Source organism: Lysinibacillus sp. FSL K6-1151 (assembly GCF_038630755.1).
In the GTDB taxonomy this organism is placed as follows: Bacteria; Bacillota; Bacilli; order Bacillales_A; family Planococcaceae; genus Lysinibacillus; species Lysinibacillus fusiformis_D.
This window is the reverse complement of the sequence record NZ_CP152040.1, coordinates 1,010,404-1,027,700: the sequence shown is the minus strand read 5'-3', so window position 1 is coordinate 1,027,700 and position 17,297 is coordinate 1,010,404. Positions and strand designations below refer to the sequence as shown.

Annotated in this window: 15 protein-coding genes and 1 pseudogene; 11 read left to right on the top strand and 5 right to left on the bottom strand. The window is 36.1% G+C overall.

Annotation, left to right across the window (positions count from 1 at the left end):
• Positions 1-125 precede the first annotated feature (125 nt).
• The 6 genes from MHI04_RS04775 to MHI04_RS04750 all read left to right on the top strand — a co-directional run bounded on the left by MHI04_RS04775 (position 126) and on the right by MHI04_RS04750 (position 8,352).
• Entirely contained in the window at positions 126-1,811 is a 1,686-nt protein-coding gene (locus MHI04_RS04775; protein ID WP_036125015.1) for a methyl-accepting chemotaxis protein, read from the top strand.
• Between the two features lie 909 nt (positions 1,812-2,720).
• Entirely contained in the window at positions 2,721-4,382 is a 1,662-nt protein-coding gene (locus MHI04_RS04770; RefSeq protein WP_342535380.1) for a peptide ABC transporter substrate-binding protein, read from the top strand.
• Between the two features lie 132 nt (positions 4,383-4,514).
• Complete coding sequence (locus tag MHI04_RS04765; protein ID WP_141903429.1) at positions 4,515-5,444, top strand: ABC transporter permease; 930 nt, start codon at positions 4,515-4,517, stop codon at positions 5,442-5,444.
• The gene (locus tag MHI04_RS04760) at positions 5,444-6,364 is read left to right on the top strand and encodes an ABC transporter permease (protein ID WP_141903428.1); all 921 of its coding nucleotides are present in this window, start codon (positions 5,444-5,446) and stop codon (positions 6,362-6,364) included. The genes MHI04_RS04765 and MHI04_RS04760 overlap by 1 nt, the downstream gene beginning before the upstream one ends.
• Before the next feature lie 13 nt (positions 6,365-6,377).
• The gene (locus MHI04_RS04755; RefSeq protein WP_342535379.1) at positions 6,378-7,433 is read left to right on the top strand and encodes an ABC transporter ATP-binding protein; all 1,056 of its coding nucleotides are present in this window, start codon (positions 6,378-6,380) and stop codon (positions 7,431-7,433) included.
• Positions 7,426-8,352, top strand: a complete 927-nt coding sequence (locus tag MHI04_RS04750) for an ATP-binding cassette domain-containing protein (protein ID WP_342535378.1) — start codon at positions 7,426-7,428, stop codon at positions 8,350-8,352. The genes MHI04_RS04755 and MHI04_RS04750 overlap by 8 nt, the downstream gene beginning before the upstream one ends.
• Before the next feature lie 269 nt (positions 8,353-8,621).
• Here the strand turns inward: MHI04_RS04750 and MHI04_RS04745 are convergent, their stop codons facing one another.
• The 5 genes from MHI04_RS04745 to MHI04_RS04725 are packed head-to-tail and all read right to left on the bottom strand — an operon-like array spanning position 8,622 to position 14,307.
• Entirely contained in the window at positions 8,622-10,445 is a 1,824-nt protein-coding gene (locus tag MHI04_RS04745) for an oligopeptide ABC transporter substrate-binding protein (RefSeq protein WP_036125028.1), read from the bottom strand.
• Positions 10,446-10,462: 17 nt separating this feature from the next.
• A complete protein-coding gene (locus tag MHI04_RS04740) occupies positions 10,463-11,362 on the bottom strand; it encodes an ABC transporter permease (protein ID WP_342535377.1) in 900 nt (299 codons plus the stop codon).
• Positions 11,363-11,397: 35 nt separating this feature from the next.
• A complete protein-coding gene (opp4B, locus tag MHI04_RS04735) occupies positions 11,398-12,360 on the bottom strand; it encodes an oligopeptide ABC transporter permease (protein ID WP_089931972.1) in 963 nt (320 codons plus the stop codon).
• A 1-nt stretch (position 12,361) separates the two neighbouring features.
• Positions 12,362-13,297, bottom strand: a complete 936-nt coding sequence (locus MHI04_RS04730; RefSeq protein ID WP_089931969.1) for an ATP-binding cassette domain-containing protein — start codon at positions 13,295-13,297, stop codon at positions 12,362-12,364.
• Positions 13,294-14,307 carry an ABC transporter ATP-binding protein gene (locus MHI04_RS04725; RefSeq protein ID WP_036125038.1) on the bottom strand — a complete coding sequence of 338 codons (1,014 nt, stop codon included), beginning with the start codon at positions 14,305-14,307 and terminating at the stop codon, positions 13,294-13,296. The genes MHI04_RS04730 and MHI04_RS04725 overlap by 4 nt, the downstream gene beginning before the upstream one ends.
• 736 nt (positions 14,308-15,043) lie before the next feature.
• Between MHI04_RS04725 and MHI04_RS04720 the strand changes: the two genes are divergently transcribed.
• From MHI04_RS04720 to istB, 5 genes and pseudogenes are all read left to right on the top strand, one after another.
• On the top strand, positions 15,044-15,832 hold the full coding sequence (locus tag MHI04_RS04720; RefSeq protein ID WP_036125068.1) for an MBL fold metallo-hydrolase: 789 nt from the start codon (positions 15,044-15,046) through the stop codon (positions 15,830-15,832).
• A 130-nt stretch (positions 15,833-15,962) separates the two neighbouring features.
• On the top strand, positions 15,963-16,226 hold the full coding sequence (locus MHI04_RS04715) for a helix-turn-helix domain-containing protein (protein ID WP_342535376.1): 264 nt from the start codon (positions 15,963-15,965) through the stop codon (positions 16,224-16,226).
• The gene (locus MHI04_RS04710) at positions 16,192-16,470 is read left to right on the top strand and encodes an IS30 family transposase (protein ID WP_342535758.1); all 279 of its coding nucleotides are present in this window, start codon (positions 16,192-16,194) and stop codon (positions 16,468-16,470) included. The genes MHI04_RS04715 and MHI04_RS04710 overlap by 35 nt, the downstream gene beginning before the upstream one ends.
• Positions 16,471-16,566: 96 nt before the next feature.
• Positions 16,567-16,743, top strand: a complete 177-nt coding sequence (locus tag MHI04_RS04705) for a hypothetical protein (RefSeq protein ID WP_342535375.1) — start codon at positions 16,567-16,569, stop codon at positions 16,741-16,743.
• Positions 16,744-17,274, top strand: a pseudogene (gene istB, locus MHI04_RS04700) (IS21-like element helper ATPase IstB); the annotation flags it as partial.
• Positions 17,275-17,297: the final 23 nt, after the last annotated feature.

Genomic DNA, 17,297 nt, shown 5'->3' with positions numbered 1-17,297 from the left:
ATAATAACATTAAAAAAACATATGAATAATCTGAACTGTTTCTCCCATCAGTTATTGACTTCTCCCTTTCAGAAAAGCAATATTTAAATATAAAACTTGAATAGCATCAGAAAGGGCGTATCCACATGTCTGTAGGTAAAAAATTAAGCTTTGGTTTCTTTACAATTATTCTCACGCTAATCATTTCATTAATGATTATGTTCCTGCTATTTTCAAACATTGAAAAAAAGATTGAAAATGCATTAGAAGGACATGTCGCTCTTGTAGAGTTAGCAGATGATATTCAATTTGAAATGGCCATGCAAGGACTTTTCATTCGTGCCATTATCATTGAAGACAATCCAGCAAATAAAGAGAGTTTTACAAAATATGCAAGTATGCTAGATAAGCATGTAGAAGCAATAACGGAAAAAGCGGATTCAGCTGAAATGGAAACATATGCAAACGAGTTAGCTACATATAATGATGCTTTTAACAAGTCGGCAACCGAAGCACTGGCACTATTTGAAGCTGGTAATCTTGAAGGAGCTTTGCAAAAGGTCAATGGTGACGTACAGCAAGCCAATAGAAATATACAGGACATATCAGATAAAATTGGGAACTATCAAAAACAACAGCTTGACACGGTGACAAAAGAATCGAAACAGGCAGTATCCAACTCTCAAATTATTTCTGTCATTGCTATTATTATTGGTATTGCCCTAGGTGTTTTCCTAATATTCTACATACAACGCACTATTTCTCGTCCTTTAAAATCGGTAGTTCAAGCAGCTAACCATATTGCCAGCGGTGAATTGTTTCATGAAAATCTTACTCACTATTCAAAGGATGAAATTGGTCAGCTATCGACAGCTTTTAATGAAATGAAGGGAAATATAAAAAATTTATTAACCCATATTCAAGATAATGCAGAGCATTTAACAGCTTCCGTAGAAGAACTTTCTGCCTCTACTGAAGAAATCACTACCTCTGCAGACGAGATTACAATGCGTATAAATGAAACAGCTAATGCAGCTGTAGCCGCTACAGTTGCAGCCAACGAAAGCGCACATGCTATGGATGAAACGGCAGTAGGTGTTCAACGTATAGCGGAAGCAACTCAACAACTACATCATAATGCTGTTACAACATCTGAATTAGCGACAAATGGCAATAACACAGTAGAAGAAGCTCAACAACAAATGAATGTAATTCATGAATCAACACAAGTAATCAATACCCTTGTTCAAAAGTTGAGCAAACAATCCGAAGAGATTAGTCAAATCACAGCTGTCATTACAGCCATTACCGATCAAACGAATTTATTGGCACTTAATGCAGCGATTGAAGCGGCACGTGCTGGAGAGCATGGGAAAGGATTTGCCGTTGTTGCAGATGAGGTTCGCAAGCTAGCTGAAGAGTCCAAGCAATCAGCCAATCAAATTGTTACATTAACACAGGAAATTCAGGAAGATACACATAATGTAGAAAAAGCAGTTTTCGATGGGCTTCACTCTGTCACAGAGGGTGTAAAAACCATTGGACATGCAGGGCAAGCATTTGAATCAATCGTAAAAGCGATTAATACGATGACAGATCAAATAGAAGATATATCAGCTACTTCTGAAGAAATTTCAGCCAGTGCCGAACAAGTAGCCGCCTCTGTTGCAGAAATTGCTCATGGTGCTTCAACTAGCTCAGACAATACTCAAATCGTAGCTACAGCAAGTAAGGAGCAATCTATTACGATGCAACAAATAAATCAAGTTGCCTCTGATCTAAGTGAAAAGTCCTTAGATTTACAGAATCAAATCAATCATTTCAAACTTTAACTTAAAAAACAGTGCATTTCATATATATGAGAGCACTGTTTTTGTAATTTCCATACATATTATCCTCATGAATCCAGAAGCATATCTTTCTGAAAAGCTAATGAAGGCGGTTTCAATCAATTAAAAATCAGATTTTTAGTAATTATTTGCATAATCAATCCTTGTCAGCAAGACAAATGACATCCTTAAAAAAACATCATTGACATAGTTGGCTGTTTTGGGAGAATATGGTCAAAAATCAAGCAATACTTGCATTAATTAATGGATGAATAAAATAGGTTAGCATTGCATATATGCATGTATAGTCAGTTAGCTAGTAAATTATTTCAAAAAAATATAATTATCATCATTCACTTCTCGTTAAACCCAAAATTCCCTTAGAATGGGTACCTTTTTTCATAGATTTGCTCTATTTTTTCTTGTTCCTATCCACAATTGGTTAATCCTAGAAAATTACAAAACAAGTTTCTTATATATCATTAATAGATAAAAATAATCATGTTTCGCGATCATAAATTACAAGAAATTACCTCCAAAAGAAACTAATTCACTTAGTTTTACACAGATTTTCTACAAATCTATACAAATCCCTCAAGGTATTACATCCATGACTTTTGATTCATTTTTCAAATATCGATAATATTATCAAAAAAATAGGAATTTTCGGTATAGTAAATCATTTTTTTATTTTTGATTTATTTTTGATATTCAAAATAGATAATTATCAAAATATTATCATATAAACACTCTATTCCATTAGAGTGATAAATCAGAAAAATTTATCACTCTATTAAATGTCAGATAATACTATATAAATTTGAATCTTTTTTATTTTGTGCACAATGATTTTTTTGGTATATTAAATAGGAGCTTCACAAAAGGCTTAAAAATTGTATAAGGGGGATTCACATGAATAAAAACAAAAAGTTTTTATTATTAACAGTTCTTGCAGTATTTTCTTTAGTACTTGCTGCATGTGGCTTCGGTGGAGATTCGTCTGAAAAATCTAAAGACGATGGAAAAGATTCTGGTTCATCAGAAACAACTTCATCAGGTGGCGAATTAAATCTAGCGGTAGCTTCTGAGCCACCATCACTTCATCCTGCATTAGCAACAGATACAACTTCTGGAGTTATTCTTACAAATACTTTTGAAGGATTAACAACACTTGATGCAGACGCTCGACCAGTTGCAGCTGCGGCTGAAAGCTGGGAAGTTAGCGACGACCTAAAAACATACACATTTAAATTACGTGATGCTAAATGGTCAAACGGAGATCCAGTAGTTGCTGGTGACTTCGAATATGCTTGGAAATGGGCATTAAACCCTGACAATCTTTCTGAATATGCTTCAATCCTTTACTCAATTAAAGGCGCTGCAGCATACAACAATGGCGAAGGTTCTGCTGATGACGTAGGCGTTAAAGCTGAAGATGACAAAACATTAGTAGTAACTTTAGAAAACCCAACACCTTACTTCTTAGAATTAACAGCATTTAAAACATATGCACCATTAAACCAAAAAGTAGTTGAAGGTAATGATGAATGGTATGTAGATGCTGGTGAAAACTTTGTTACAAACGGTCCATTCACACTAGCTGAATGGAGACACAACGATACAATCGTATTAAAGAAAAACCCAGAGTACTGGGATGCTGATAAAGTTTCTTTAGAAACTGTAAATATCGGTATGGTTGAATCTGAAACAACTGTAGCTACAAGCTTCAAAGCTGGAGAACTTGACTACGTAGGTGCACCATTCCAAAGTGTTGCACTTGATGCAATTGATGGATTCAAAGCAGATGGGTCATTACGTATTGCAGACCAAGCTTCTGTTTACTGGTACAAGCTGAATACAAAAGATAAAATCACTGGAAACGCTAACATCCGTAAAGCGTTAGCATTAGCAATTGACCGTCAATCTTTAATTGATAATGTTACTAAAGGTGAGCAAAAACCTGCATTAGGTATGGTTCCTATCGCAGTTCATGGCTTTGAAGAAGACCGTGGTTATTACAAAGATAACGATATCGAAGGTGCTAAAGCTGCACTTGAAGCTGGTATGAAAGAACTTGGTATTACAAACCCAGCAGATATCAAAATTAACGTTTCTTACAACACTAGTGAAGCACACGCTTCTATCGCTCAATTCATTCAAGAGGGCTGGACTAAAAACCTTGGAATCACTGTAGGTCTAGATAACTCTGAATGGCAAGTTTACTTAGAAAAACTTAATCAACTAGATTACCAAGTTGGCCGTATGGGCTGGGTTGGTGACTATAATGATGCTTATACATTCTTAGAAATGTATGACACTGCTGCAAACGGTAACAACGATACTGGTTGGGAAAATGCAGAATACAAAAAATTATTAGATCAGTCTAATACAGAAGCAGATCCAGCTAAACGTCTAGAGCTTTTAAAACAAGCTGAAAAAATTGCTGTTTCTGATTTCCCAGTTATTCCAATCTACTACTACACGAACCTTTCTGTAGTACAAGATTATGTGAAAAACATGAAGGCAGACATCCTTGGTAACATCTCTCTAAAAGAGGTTAAAGTAGAGAAATAATCAACAACATTTCGCTTATTTAGCTCTACAGCGAAGAGCTGCCTCGTAGCCACTACGGCGCGAGTCAGCTCTTTTTAAAATACGAAGGCATATATTTGTCTGATAATTGACAAATAGAAGGAGGAGTTTTATGTGATTAAATATATTTTGAAAAGGCTGATGTATATACTTCTCGCGCTTTTCGTCATCGTAACGGTTACGTTTTTCTTAATGCGTCTCGCTCCTGGTAGTCCTTTCGCGAGTGAACGTAATTTCCCACCTCAGATCGAGGAGAAGTTAAACGAAACGTATGGATTAAATAACCCTTGGTATGTACAATATAAAGATTATTTAATCGATACGGCCACTTTCAATTTCGGTGAGTCAATGAAATATAAAGCGCGTTCTACAAATGATATGATTTCTGAAAGTTTCCCTGTTTCCTTGACATTAGGGATTGAAGCTATGCTATTAGCAGTTGGTTTCGGTGTTTTAATTGGCGTAGTTTCCGCGCTTTATCATAATAAATGGCCGGATTATTTGGCAACGTCTTTTGCGGTGCTAGGCATTTCAGTACCTTCATTTATCTTAGCGGGTTTAATGCAGTATTTCTTAGCCTTTAAGCTAGGCTGGTTCCCCATCAGTGGATGGAAGGGCTTTGTCTATAGTATATTACCAGCCCTTGCAATCGCTTTCACACATATGGGCTTTATCGCAAAATTAACACGTTCAAGTATGCTTGAACAAAACAATAGTGATTATGTAAAAATGGCTCGTGCAAAAGGGATTGGTAAATGGACAATCGTATTCCGTCATACATTACGAAACGCCCTTCTACCAGTCGTAACTTACCTTGGTCCATTAACAGCTGGTGTGGTAACAGGTAGTTTCATTGTTGAGCAAATTTTTGCTATTCCTGGACTTGGGAAACACTTTGTTCAAAGTATTACAAACCGTGACTATACAGTTATTATGGGTACGACTGTTTTCTATTCCATCATCCTTTTATTTGCGGTATTAATCGTTGATATTCTATATAGCGTGATTGATCCGCGTATTAAACTGAAAGGAGCGAAAAAATAATGACACAGCAACAAATTGAAAAAGATAAGTTTAAAATTGTTGGTGGAAATCATGAAGCAACGGAAAAATTAGCTGATAAATCAGTCTCCTTTTGGAAAGAAGTATTTCTCCGTTTCTCTCATAATAAATTGGCCATTATTGGGATAATTATTTTAATCATTGTTATCTTAATGGCTACTTTCGTACCAATGTTTTCACAATATAAATCAAGTGATCAACTAGGTGTTTATAATGCACCACCATCTGCACAATTTTGGTTTGGAACGGATGATCTTGGTCGTGATATTTTCGTTCGTATTTGGGAAGGAGCTCGTATCTCCCTATTTATCGGAATTGCTGCAGCGGTTATTGACTTAATTATCGGTGTTATTTGGGGAAGTATTTCAGGCTTAGCAGGTGGTCGCGTTGATAATATTATGATGCGTATTGCCGATGTTTTAACAGCAGTTCCTTACCTATTAGTAGTAATCGTACTGCTAGTTGTTATGCAACCTGGTTTAATCCCAATGATTATCGCCCTATCCATCACAGGCTGGATTAACATGGCACGTATTGTACGTGGTGAAGTATTATCTATTAAAAACCAAGAATATGTTCTTGCAGCTCGTACATTAGGTGCTAGTACAAGCCATTTAATCATTAAACACTTAGTTCCGAATGCTCTTGGTGCCATTTTAGTTACGATGACTTTAACAATTCCATCTGCTATTTTCACTGAATCATTCCTAAGTTACCTTGGTCTGGGAGTTCCTGCTCCAACAGCTTCTTGGGGTACGATGGCTTCTGACGGAAATAAAGCCATTGCCAATGCTCCATGGCGCTTGATTTTCCCAGCGGTATTTATCTCACTAACAATCTTTGCGTTTAACGCAGTTGGTGACGGCTTACGTGATGCACTAGATCCAAAACTACGTAAATAAGGAGGTGGCCGAAATGAGTAAAACAATTCTAGAAGTAAAAGATTTAAAAATTAACTTTAAAACTTATGCAGGGCTTGTCCGTGCTGTACGCGGTGTTAACTTTGATTTAAAAGAGGGTGAAACACTCGCTATAGTAGGAGAATCTGGTTCTGGTAAAAGTGTTACGAGTAATGCGTTAATGAAACTAATTCCACAGCCACCCGGTATTTATGAGTCAGGACAAATTTTATTTAATGGTCGTGATTTAGTTCCGTTAACAGATAAAGAAATGTCAAAAATACGCGGAAATGAAATTGCTATGATTTTCCAAGATCCAATGACAAGTTTGAATCCAACTATGAAGGTCGGACGTCAAATAACTGAAGTAATTTTGCAACATAAAAAAGTTTCTAAAGCTGATGCCAAAAAACGTGCAATTGAACTTTTAACACAGGTAGGTATCCCCTTCCCTGAAAAACGCTATAACCAATATCCACATGAATTTTCAGGTGGTATGCGTCAACGTGTTGTTATTGCCATCGCCCTTGCGGCTGATCCGAAGCTATTGATTGCCGATGAGCCAACAACAGCCCTAGACGTAACAATTCAAGCACAGATTTTAGAGCTAATGAAAGAAATCCAGAAAAACTCAAAAACATCTATCATTTTCATTACACACGATTTAGGTGTTGTGGCAAACATTGCAGATCGTGTAGCCGTAATGTACGCTGGACAAATCGTGGAGTATGGTACTGTTAATGATATTTTCTATAATCCGAAACACCCATACACATGGGGTCTACTAGGTTCTATGCCTGATCTAGATAATGATACGGATGAGTTATTGCGCACGATTCCTGGTTCACCACCAGATCTTACGAACCCACCTAAAGGGGATGCATTTGCAGCACGTAACGAGTTCGCAATGGCCATTGATTATGAACAAGAACCACCAATGTTCCAAGTGAGTGAAACGCATTTTGCAAAAACGTGGTTATTGCATCCTGATGCACCAAAGATTCCTCTTCCTGAAGCAGTTGCTAAACGTATTGAAGGGTATTTAGCAAAGGAGGCACAAGAAAATGACTAAAGCTGGTGCGAAAAAAATTCTTGAAATCAAAAATTTAAAGCAGTATTTTGGTTCACCAAGTAATCCGATCAAAGCTGTAGATGGTATTAGCTTCGATGTTTATGAAGGCGAAACACTTGGTCTTGTGGGTGAATCAGGTTGTGGTAAATCAACAACTGGTCGTTCAATCATTCGATTATATGATATTACAGGTGGCGAGATTGTTTTCGATGGTGAGAATGTCCAAGGAAAAAAATCTAAAACTGAGTTAAAGAAATTTAACCGTCAAATGCAAATGATTTTCCAGGATCCTTATGCTTCTTTAAATCCTCGTATGACAGCTGGTGAAATCATTGGTGAAGCCTTTGATATCCATGGCCTTTACAAGGATAAAAAGGTACGTCGTGCGAAAATCCAAGAGTTACTTGAAGCTGTCGGTTTAAACAAAGAGCACGCGAATCGTTATGCACATGAATTTTCTGGTGGTCAACGTCAACGTATTGGGATCGCTCGTGCATTAAGCCTAGACCCTAAATTCATCATTGCGGATGAGCCAATTTCTGCGCTTGACGTATCGATCCAAGCACAAGTTGTTAACTTATTAAAAGAGTTACAAAAAGAACGTGGCTTAACATATCTTTTCATTGCCCATGACCTTTCCATGGTTAAATACATCAGTGATCGAATTGCTGTAATGTACCGTGGAAAAATCATGGAAATCGGTAAAGCAGATGATATTTATAATCATCCTGTTCATCCATATACAAAGTCTTTATTATCAGCTATCCCACTTCCTGATCCAATGTCAGAGAAGCGCCGTCAACGTATTCAGTACAAGCATACAGAGGTTGACCAAAGTGCAGCCTATCATGAAGTAGGCGACCAACATTATGTTTATGGTACAAACGATCTTGTGAAAACATGGGTTGCTAATCGATAAAATTGACACTCCTATCGCAGTTTACAGCTATGATAGGAGTTTTTTTATTTTATACCCACATTTAACTGTAGTCTAAACCCGTATAAAGTAATTCTCTATAAAAGGCATCTATACCAGACTTACATAATTGTTATTGAATGTTTACAATAAATTTTATTAACTTTTCTACTCTATAACCTCTTTAATTTTCTTTCATTCACAGCATCCTTAAATAGGTTTTGAAAAAACAGTCTTTCTTCTATCAAGAAAGACTGCTTCTTTGATACCTATTATTTTATTGGAGCATCTGCTATTAATTCAATATCTTGTAACTCTGTAAGATTTGCATAATCAACATTGTAATTTTTCACGCGTTTATTAACTGGAATAACTTCAGTTCTGAAGAATGTTGGAACTACCATTGCTTTATCACTCATATATTCTTGCCATTCACGGAAAGCTTTAGAGCGTTTATCTTGATCCATAGCATCTTCTGAGTCGATAGCTGCTAATAATTTTGTTAACTCAGGTGATACATAGCGGCTAAAGTTGAATTCAGCACCTACACTATATAAACCCGCTGGAGATGGATTTGTTCCTGTATTCCAAGCTGCCATAAACATATCGATCTCCGGATCATCTGCTTGTACTTTATCATAAAATGCATTGAACTCGATAAGACGTCCAGTTGTTAACTGTACATCTAAACCAACTTCTTTCCAATTTTGACGGAAGTATTCAACAATTGCTTCATCCGTTTCTGACCCAGCCATAGAAGCTAAACGAATAGAGAATTTTTTACCATCTTTATCTTCACGAATTCCATCACCATCAACATCTTTAAAACCAGCTTTATCTAATAACTCTTTCGCTTTTTCTGGATCGTAATGGTAACCCTCTAATGTTTCATCATAGAATGAGAATACTGGTGGAATTAAAGAGTTCCCACGTACACGCAAGCCTTGATAGAATTTTTCAGCCACTCCCTCAACATCTGTTGCGAAAGCAATTGCTTGGCGTAACTCTACATTGTTCATTTTTGATTTTTCATCAAACACGTTTACTTTTGCCGTTGTATCATATTTTCCTAACTTAAAACCGATATAAGAATAAGACAATTCTGGTCGACCAAGTACAGAAATATTTTCTAAAGATTTAATACTATCAAATTGAGTAGTTGGATAAGATGTTGCTAGGTCATATTTCCCTGTTCTTAACGCCTCACCAATTGAAGTTGGTGGAACAACTTCGATTACAACTTTATCAACTTTCGGCTTTCCTTTAAAGTAATGTTCGTTAGCTACAAGTTGTACAGATTCACCATTAACAACTTTATCAAGTTTAAATGCGCCAAGAGTCACAGGATTTTTTCGTACTGCATCTGAAGCTAGTAAATCTTTTACTGGAATTGACTCTAATTGATGCTTTGGTTCTGCATAACCCCATAAGCCATCCCCGCCATAATAAATTGCAGGTGATACTTTTTTAAATTGAATTTTAATTGATTTATCATCTACTTTTGTAATACCTGAGATTGTATCAGCCTTGCCATTATGATATTCTTCAGCCCCTACAATATTTCTGAAGTCATCATCGTAACGTACACCTGTATAATCAGGATGTCCAATAATTTCGTAAGGATATATTAAATCTTCTGCTGTTACTGGTGTACCATCAGACCATTTATAATCACCTTGCAATGTGACTGTTGCTGTTTTAGCATCAGTGTCAACTTCTAATTTTGCAGCGCCCTTATCAGTAATAAGGAAGTCACCATCAACGTCAAATATTGAATTTGTCATAAATGCTAAAATATCTGAGTCATAGGCATCTTCATAAAGTTCATAGTTGAAAATCCCTTGGAATGGAGAGCTTGCTACAAGTCCTACACGTAATGTACCACCTTGAATTGCTTCTCCTTCATTTGTTACCTCCATTGGAAGTAACGAATCATTTGTTGCCTCAGATTCACCGGATTTTTCTGTTTCACCTGACTTTTCTGTATTATCTGTTTCTGAGCCTTTTTCAGACCCACTGCCTCCACCACCATTGCAGGCTGCTAAAATTAGCATGAATGCAAAAAGTACGGATAGGAATAACCAATTCTTCTTCATGTGTAAATCCTCCCCTTTTATCCTAATCGTTGTTTTGCGTCAGCCGCACGTCTTAGCGCTTGACCAACATAATTTATACCAAGCATCAAAACTAAAATTAATAATGATGCGGGCAACCAAATCCACCATTTTGTAGATAATACTATCGGGTTTGTTGCATAGCTTACTAATGTCCCTAAGCTAGGTGTAGAAGGAGGTAAACCAAAGCCTAAAAATGATAGACCTGTTTCAATACCCACATTCCCTGCAAAGTTCAACGTTAACTCTACTATTAGCAACGAACTTAAATTTGGTAGTATCCCTTTAAACATAATGGCAAAATCACTAGTCCCCATTGTTTTGGAGGCACTTACATAATCTCGTCGTCCTTCAGATAAAGCTTTACTTCGAACAAGACGTGCAGTACCTATCCATTGAAAGGCACTTAAAATCAAAATTAACTCTAAAACACCATATTTAGGAATAATTGTAACTAATACAATGATAATCATTAATGTCGGTAATGTCATAAGAAAATCAATGATACGCATAAATAAATTATCAATAAAGCCACCATAGTAGCCCATTATTATACCTAGTGCGATCCCTAAAGCATTTGCAATAAGAGTGATAGCAATTGCAATTAAAATAGAATTTTTCGCACCGATAATAAGCTGTCCATACATATCACGCCCAGCTTCATCAGCCCCAAGGATATATCCATTAACACCAGGTTCTGTAAAACGCTCTAATAATTTAATTCGTAATATTTCATCTTGGTTCATAAAAAAGGACATAATTAATATCGCAATTATAAGTAATGTTATTCCTATAAATGAAAATAATGCTAACTTATCTTTTCTAAATTCACGTATAACCACTTGAATTCCTGTTGGTGGAGTACTTTCAACTTTCACTACATCATTTTTTTGCTCCATTTTATTCACCTCTCCTTATGCGTTCAATTTAGCTGTTAGTCTATGCGGATACGTGGATCAACAATGCTCATAATGATATCTGACAATAGACTACCTAATAACGCTAAGAAGCCATAAAGCATAACAAGAGCTGTAATAACACTATAATCACGACTTGTTACGGAATGGATGAATAATTGCCCCATGCCCGGGAAGCCAAAAATTGTCTCTATGAATATCGAGCCGCCTAGTAAACCTGTAATTGTAAAGCCAAGGAAGGCTGCAATTGGTAATAAGGAGTTACGGAAAATATGTCTTCTATAGATTTTTTTCATCGGTACACCTTTACTACGTGCTGTTTTAACATAATCTTGTGTCTTAGCATCGATAATTTCTGAACGTAAGTATTGAATAATCGTCGTAGTAGCTAATATTGCATAAGTCATTGCAGGTAATATTAAATGATACAAACGATTCCAATAATACTCGAGTGTTCCAGGCTCTACACCTACATCGACTGTTCCGCTCGTTGGGAACCACATTAAACGGTATCCAAAGATATATAAGAAGATTAAACCCAATACAAAGGTCGGTATTGCATAGCTTATAAAGCTATACAGAGTAATCGACTTATCGTACAAAGTATCCTGCTTACGTCCAGCTATCATTCCTAATGGAATAGCTATTAAATAAACGAGAATGGTACTAAGTAGAGCGAGCCAGAATGTGTTTAATGCACGCTCGCCAATCAATGTGGACACTGCAAGTTTATATGTATAGCTTTGTCCAAAATCACCCTGAAAGGCATTGATTACCCAATGGTAATATTGTACATACCAAGGGTCATAGTAACCCGCTTGAATTCTTAGTTCCTCAATTCTTGCAGGATCCGTCTCTGGAGTAATTAACCCCGTAAAAGGATCACCTGGCATTTGTTTTGCTAGGATAAAAATGATTAAGCTTAATACAAACATTTGAGGAATCATTAAAATTACTCTTCTAACAATTGTTTTCCACATTTCACATTCCTCCCGACATTGCAACCATATGTGTGTTTGAAATGGATTTCAGTGGATAGACTTTTCCATGCTCATCATAATATTTATGTTGCTCTTGTTGATAATTCTCTTCTACTTTTTGTCGAATCAATTTGCGCTCATCCCTAGTCTCTGGTTCGATATTCGGAATGGCTGATAAAAGCCGATTCGTGTAAATATGCTGTGGATTCTTATAAATATCATGTCTTGTACCAGTTTCCACAAAGCGGCCTTTATACATAATAGAAATATGATCACACATATGTTTAACAACACCTAAATCGTGGGAAATGAATAAGTAAGTAAGACCGTATTCGTTTTGGATATCTTTCATAAAATTTAAGACCTGTGCCTGTACAGATAGATCTAGTGCAGAAACAGGCTCATCCGCAATGATCATTTTAGGGTTACATGCAACCGCTCGCGCAATGCCAAGACGCTGCTTTTGTCCTCCCGAAAATTCATGTGGATATTTGAGTAAGACATCCTCTGACATCCCAACAATAGCTAGTAGCTCTTTAATACGTTTGCGTTCCTCTTGATCACTAAGCTTCATGAAATTTCGAATGGGTTCTGCAAGAATATCAAGAACACGTTTCCTAGGATTCATACTTGAATGAGAGTCTTGGAAAATCATTTGAATATCTTTGTTATAGGCTGAATCACGCTGTCTTCGTTGATTTGTGACATTTTCGCCCTCATAAAAAATTTGACCAGAGGTGATTTTTTCTAAGCCAATGATCGCTTTTCCAGTAGTCGATTTACCGGATCCTGATTCACCTACTAATCCATAGGTTTTCCCTTTTTCAAACTCCATCGTCACGCCGTCCACCGCATATACTCGATCGACAATAGTATTAAAAAATCCACCACGTATTGGATAGTGAACATTTAAATCCTTAATCTGCATAAAGCTCATATAGCCCCGCCCCCTTCTTCACCTTCAAAATGAAAGTGTTTCCAGCAGGTACATCTCACAAAATGTCCTGGCGCAATTTCATGTAATTGAGGTTTTGTTTCGTGTGAAGATGCATCAATCCACGGAATTCTTCCTGAAAAACGACAACCTTCTCGAGGTAAATTTATTAGAGATGGTACCATCCCTTGAATGACCTCGAGTCTTTCATTTTCGCTATGTGTTTGTGGAATTGAATTTAGTAGCGAGCGAGTGTATGGATGTCTTGGATTATTGAATAATTCCTGAACGGGAGCCTCTTCCACTACTTCCCCTGCATACATAACTACAACTCGATCAGCCATCTCCGCTACAACACCCAAATCATGCGTAATGAGAATAATACCTGTCTCCGTTTCAGTCTGTAATGTTTTTAATAGGTCCAAAATTTGGGCCTGAATTGTCACATCTAAAGCAGTTGTCGGTTCATCAGCAATTAATATAGCAGGCTTACATGATAAGGCAATTGCAATCATAACACGCTGACGCATACCACCAGATAACTGGTGCGGAAATTGTCTAGCGACACGTTTTGGATTCGCAATCCCAACTTGATTTAGTAGTTCTAATACTCTTTCACTTCGCTGTTGTTTTGAAAGCTTAGTATGATAAATTAACCCTTCTTCTATTTGTTCGTTAATTCTCATTAAAGGGTTAAGTGCTGAAAGTGGGTCCTGAAAGATAAATCCTATGTCATTACCACGTAAGTTATTAAATTGTTGGTCATTCAATTGAGCTAAATTTTGATTATTATAAAAAATATCACCAGAAACCTTTGTATTTACTTCATTGTGCAAGCCTACAATAGTAGTCGCTAATGTACTTTTACCACAACCAGATTCTCCAACTATTGCTAATACCTCATTTTTTTTAAGGGAAAGTGAGACATCATCTACAGCAGCGTGGTATGTATCTTTAATGCGAAAACTTGTAGACAAATTTGTAATTGTTAATAAGTCTTTTGCTGTATTCAAACAATCTCTCCTCTATTATTCAATATTCTGAAAATACAAATGATACTTTATATCAGAATCATATTTAATTTTTCTCTCTTCCCCTCTCTTTTTCATTATAGCTAGTATAATTTTAATAATTTTTTCGCTTTAAACGCGTAAGCCGCTGATAGAATTATCTGAAAATTAAACCGTGCTATTATTTTAGCTAGAAAACATGTATAAACGCAAGTACCTTTTTCAAATTATTACAAACCAAAATATAAATTTCCACCATACCTCTTCCTTAAAAAAATAGTAATTTCAGTATTTAAAGTTAAGAATTATTTTACTTTTTCTTTACAAAGTTACAATTCTCACAAATGAATATTATATAAATATAATTAATGATATTTCACATTATATTTATTCGCGCAAATAAAATGCTTAAAAATTCAATTAATTCAGTATTTTAAAGCAAAAAGTAAAAAAAATACTTTTTATGAAAAAGTTATATTTCACACATTTTTGTTTTCAATAAATAATTTTGGACGTTGAAGTGCTAATATTTCAAATTACTTTAAAAAAATAATTTATAGCTATTAGTTTATAGCTATCTACCATACTTCTTAATTATTTCTGATTGCCGATTTTTTCTCCAATTTTCGATATAGAAATACTATTTAGAATATTTTTAAAGGAAATTACATGTTTTTATGTTAAAATTTCCAATGACAAAGTTTTATTAAATTATTAACATAAGGAAGGGTTGTCTGTGATGGCAAAAATTAATGATGAATGGTTTACAGTAGAAGAAATCAATAATGAAACATATGCTATAAGTGAATATGGTCATTGGGAAAAAGTACATTCCTTTTTATTGCTTGGAGAAAAACGGGCTGTTCTCATTGATACAGGTCTTGGCATTGATAATATTCAAAGGATTAGTAAACAATTAACCTCTTTGCCCATTTCTGTGATGACAACACATGTCCACTGGGATCATATTGGTAGCCATGGAGCATTTGATGATATTTATGTTCATAAGGATGAAGTTGATTGGTTAATCAATGGTATCCCTAAATTATCTATCGAACAGATTAGAAAGGATATTGGACGTAATATTACATTACCTACACCTAAAACGTTTAATCCATCGAATTACAAGCCTTTTCAGGGACAGCCTTCTGGATTTTTAGAAGATGGGGATGTTATAGATATGGGGAACCGAAAATTATCAATTCTCCACACACCCGGGCATTCGCCTGGCCATATTGCTATTTTGGATCATAAATATGGTTATTTGTTTACAGGGGACTTACTCTATGATCAAGCACCTATTTATGCATTTTTTCCAACTACTTCCCCCGAGGATTTAGTTCAATCTTTAGAAAAAATAGCTAACTTACCTTCGCTTACGAAAATTTTTGGTTCACATCACACATTAGGTCTTGATCCTTCTATTTTATTGGAGGTGAAACGGGCAATTATGACACTTCGTGAGAATAATCTAGTACGTTTTGGGACAGGTATTCATCGTTTTAATGGTTTTAGTATTCAATTTTAAATACCCTCATCCTAATTTAAATGACGAATTGTAATATTAAGTGCAACACCTAAGTGGAAATAAAAGAAGCCCATAACGACCTCGTGTAAAATGTAGTTACCACACACACATTTGAACGGAGGAAATCGTTATGAGCTATACACATGTTACCATAAATGAGCGAGCGAAAATAGAAATCTTACGTGAAGAAGGCCATTCAATTCGAGAGATTGCACGAAAGTTAAATCGTGATCCTTCAACGATTTCTCGAGAATTTAGAAGGCACGAAAATTATACAGCTGAACAAGCTCATACACGTTATCAAGCGAATAAAGCGAACTGTGGGGCAAAGATAAAATGTACGCCTGTATTAAAAGAAGCTGTTCAAGAAAAGCTGGGAAACCTGGTCGCCTGAACAGATTGTCGGCCGCTTATACAAAGGAAAGCTAAGTTTCAAAAGTATCTATCGTTGGATTTACAACGGTATATTAGAGGTGCCATTGACGGTACTTCGTCAAAAAGGAAAACGCCAAAAACCTCGTGAAACAAGAGGTCGTTTCAACATGGGCACCCCAATTGCTAAGCGACCGAAAGAAGTCCGTAAGCGCGAAACATTTGGTCATTGGGAGCTTGATACAATTGTCTCTGGACGTGGCTAAGCAAAGGGGTGTGTAGCAACATTCATAGAACGGAAAACACGCTGGTATACGGGAATTTTAATTCCAGACCGTTCAGCAAAATCAATGGAAGCAGCCGTGAAAATTCTACACGCTTCTTTACCAAAGGATGCGATTCAAACAGCGACTACGGATCATGGAAAAGAATTTAGCTGCTATAACATGCTAGAAAAAGACTTAGCTATCCAAGTATACTTTGCAGATGCCTATTCTTCATGCAACGTGGCAGTAATGAAAATGGGAATGGCTTACTAAAAGGATTTTGAATTTGAGTTTCAACCATCGATTAACCCGCAACAAATCCAAGATTTTATTACCTTGCGTTTTATTGATCGGAGCGAAAATATTGTATTTTTAGGACCGAGTGGCGTTGGAAAAACACACTTAGCCTCAGCAATTGGTATAGCCGCTGCAAAAAAGCGTACAAGCACTTATTTTATAAAGTGTCATGATTTAAGTCAGAATTTAAAAAGGGCTCGCCTAGAAAACCGTCTAGAGAGCCGTCTAAAGCATTATACAAAATATAAGTTACTCATTATCGATGAAATTGGTTATTTACCGATTGATCCAGAGGTTCCCAAATTATTCTTCCAGCTGATCGACATGCGTTATGAAAAACGCAGTACCATTTTCACTACAAACGTTAACTTTAAATTCTGGGACGAAGTGTTCCAGGAACCTAAGTTGGCCAATGCAATTTTAGATCGTATTTTACATCACGCAACGGTTGTAACAATCGTTGGAAATTCATATCGTTTGAAAAATCATTTAGCCTCCAGAAGGTGAGTGATTTTATGCACATTTAAGTG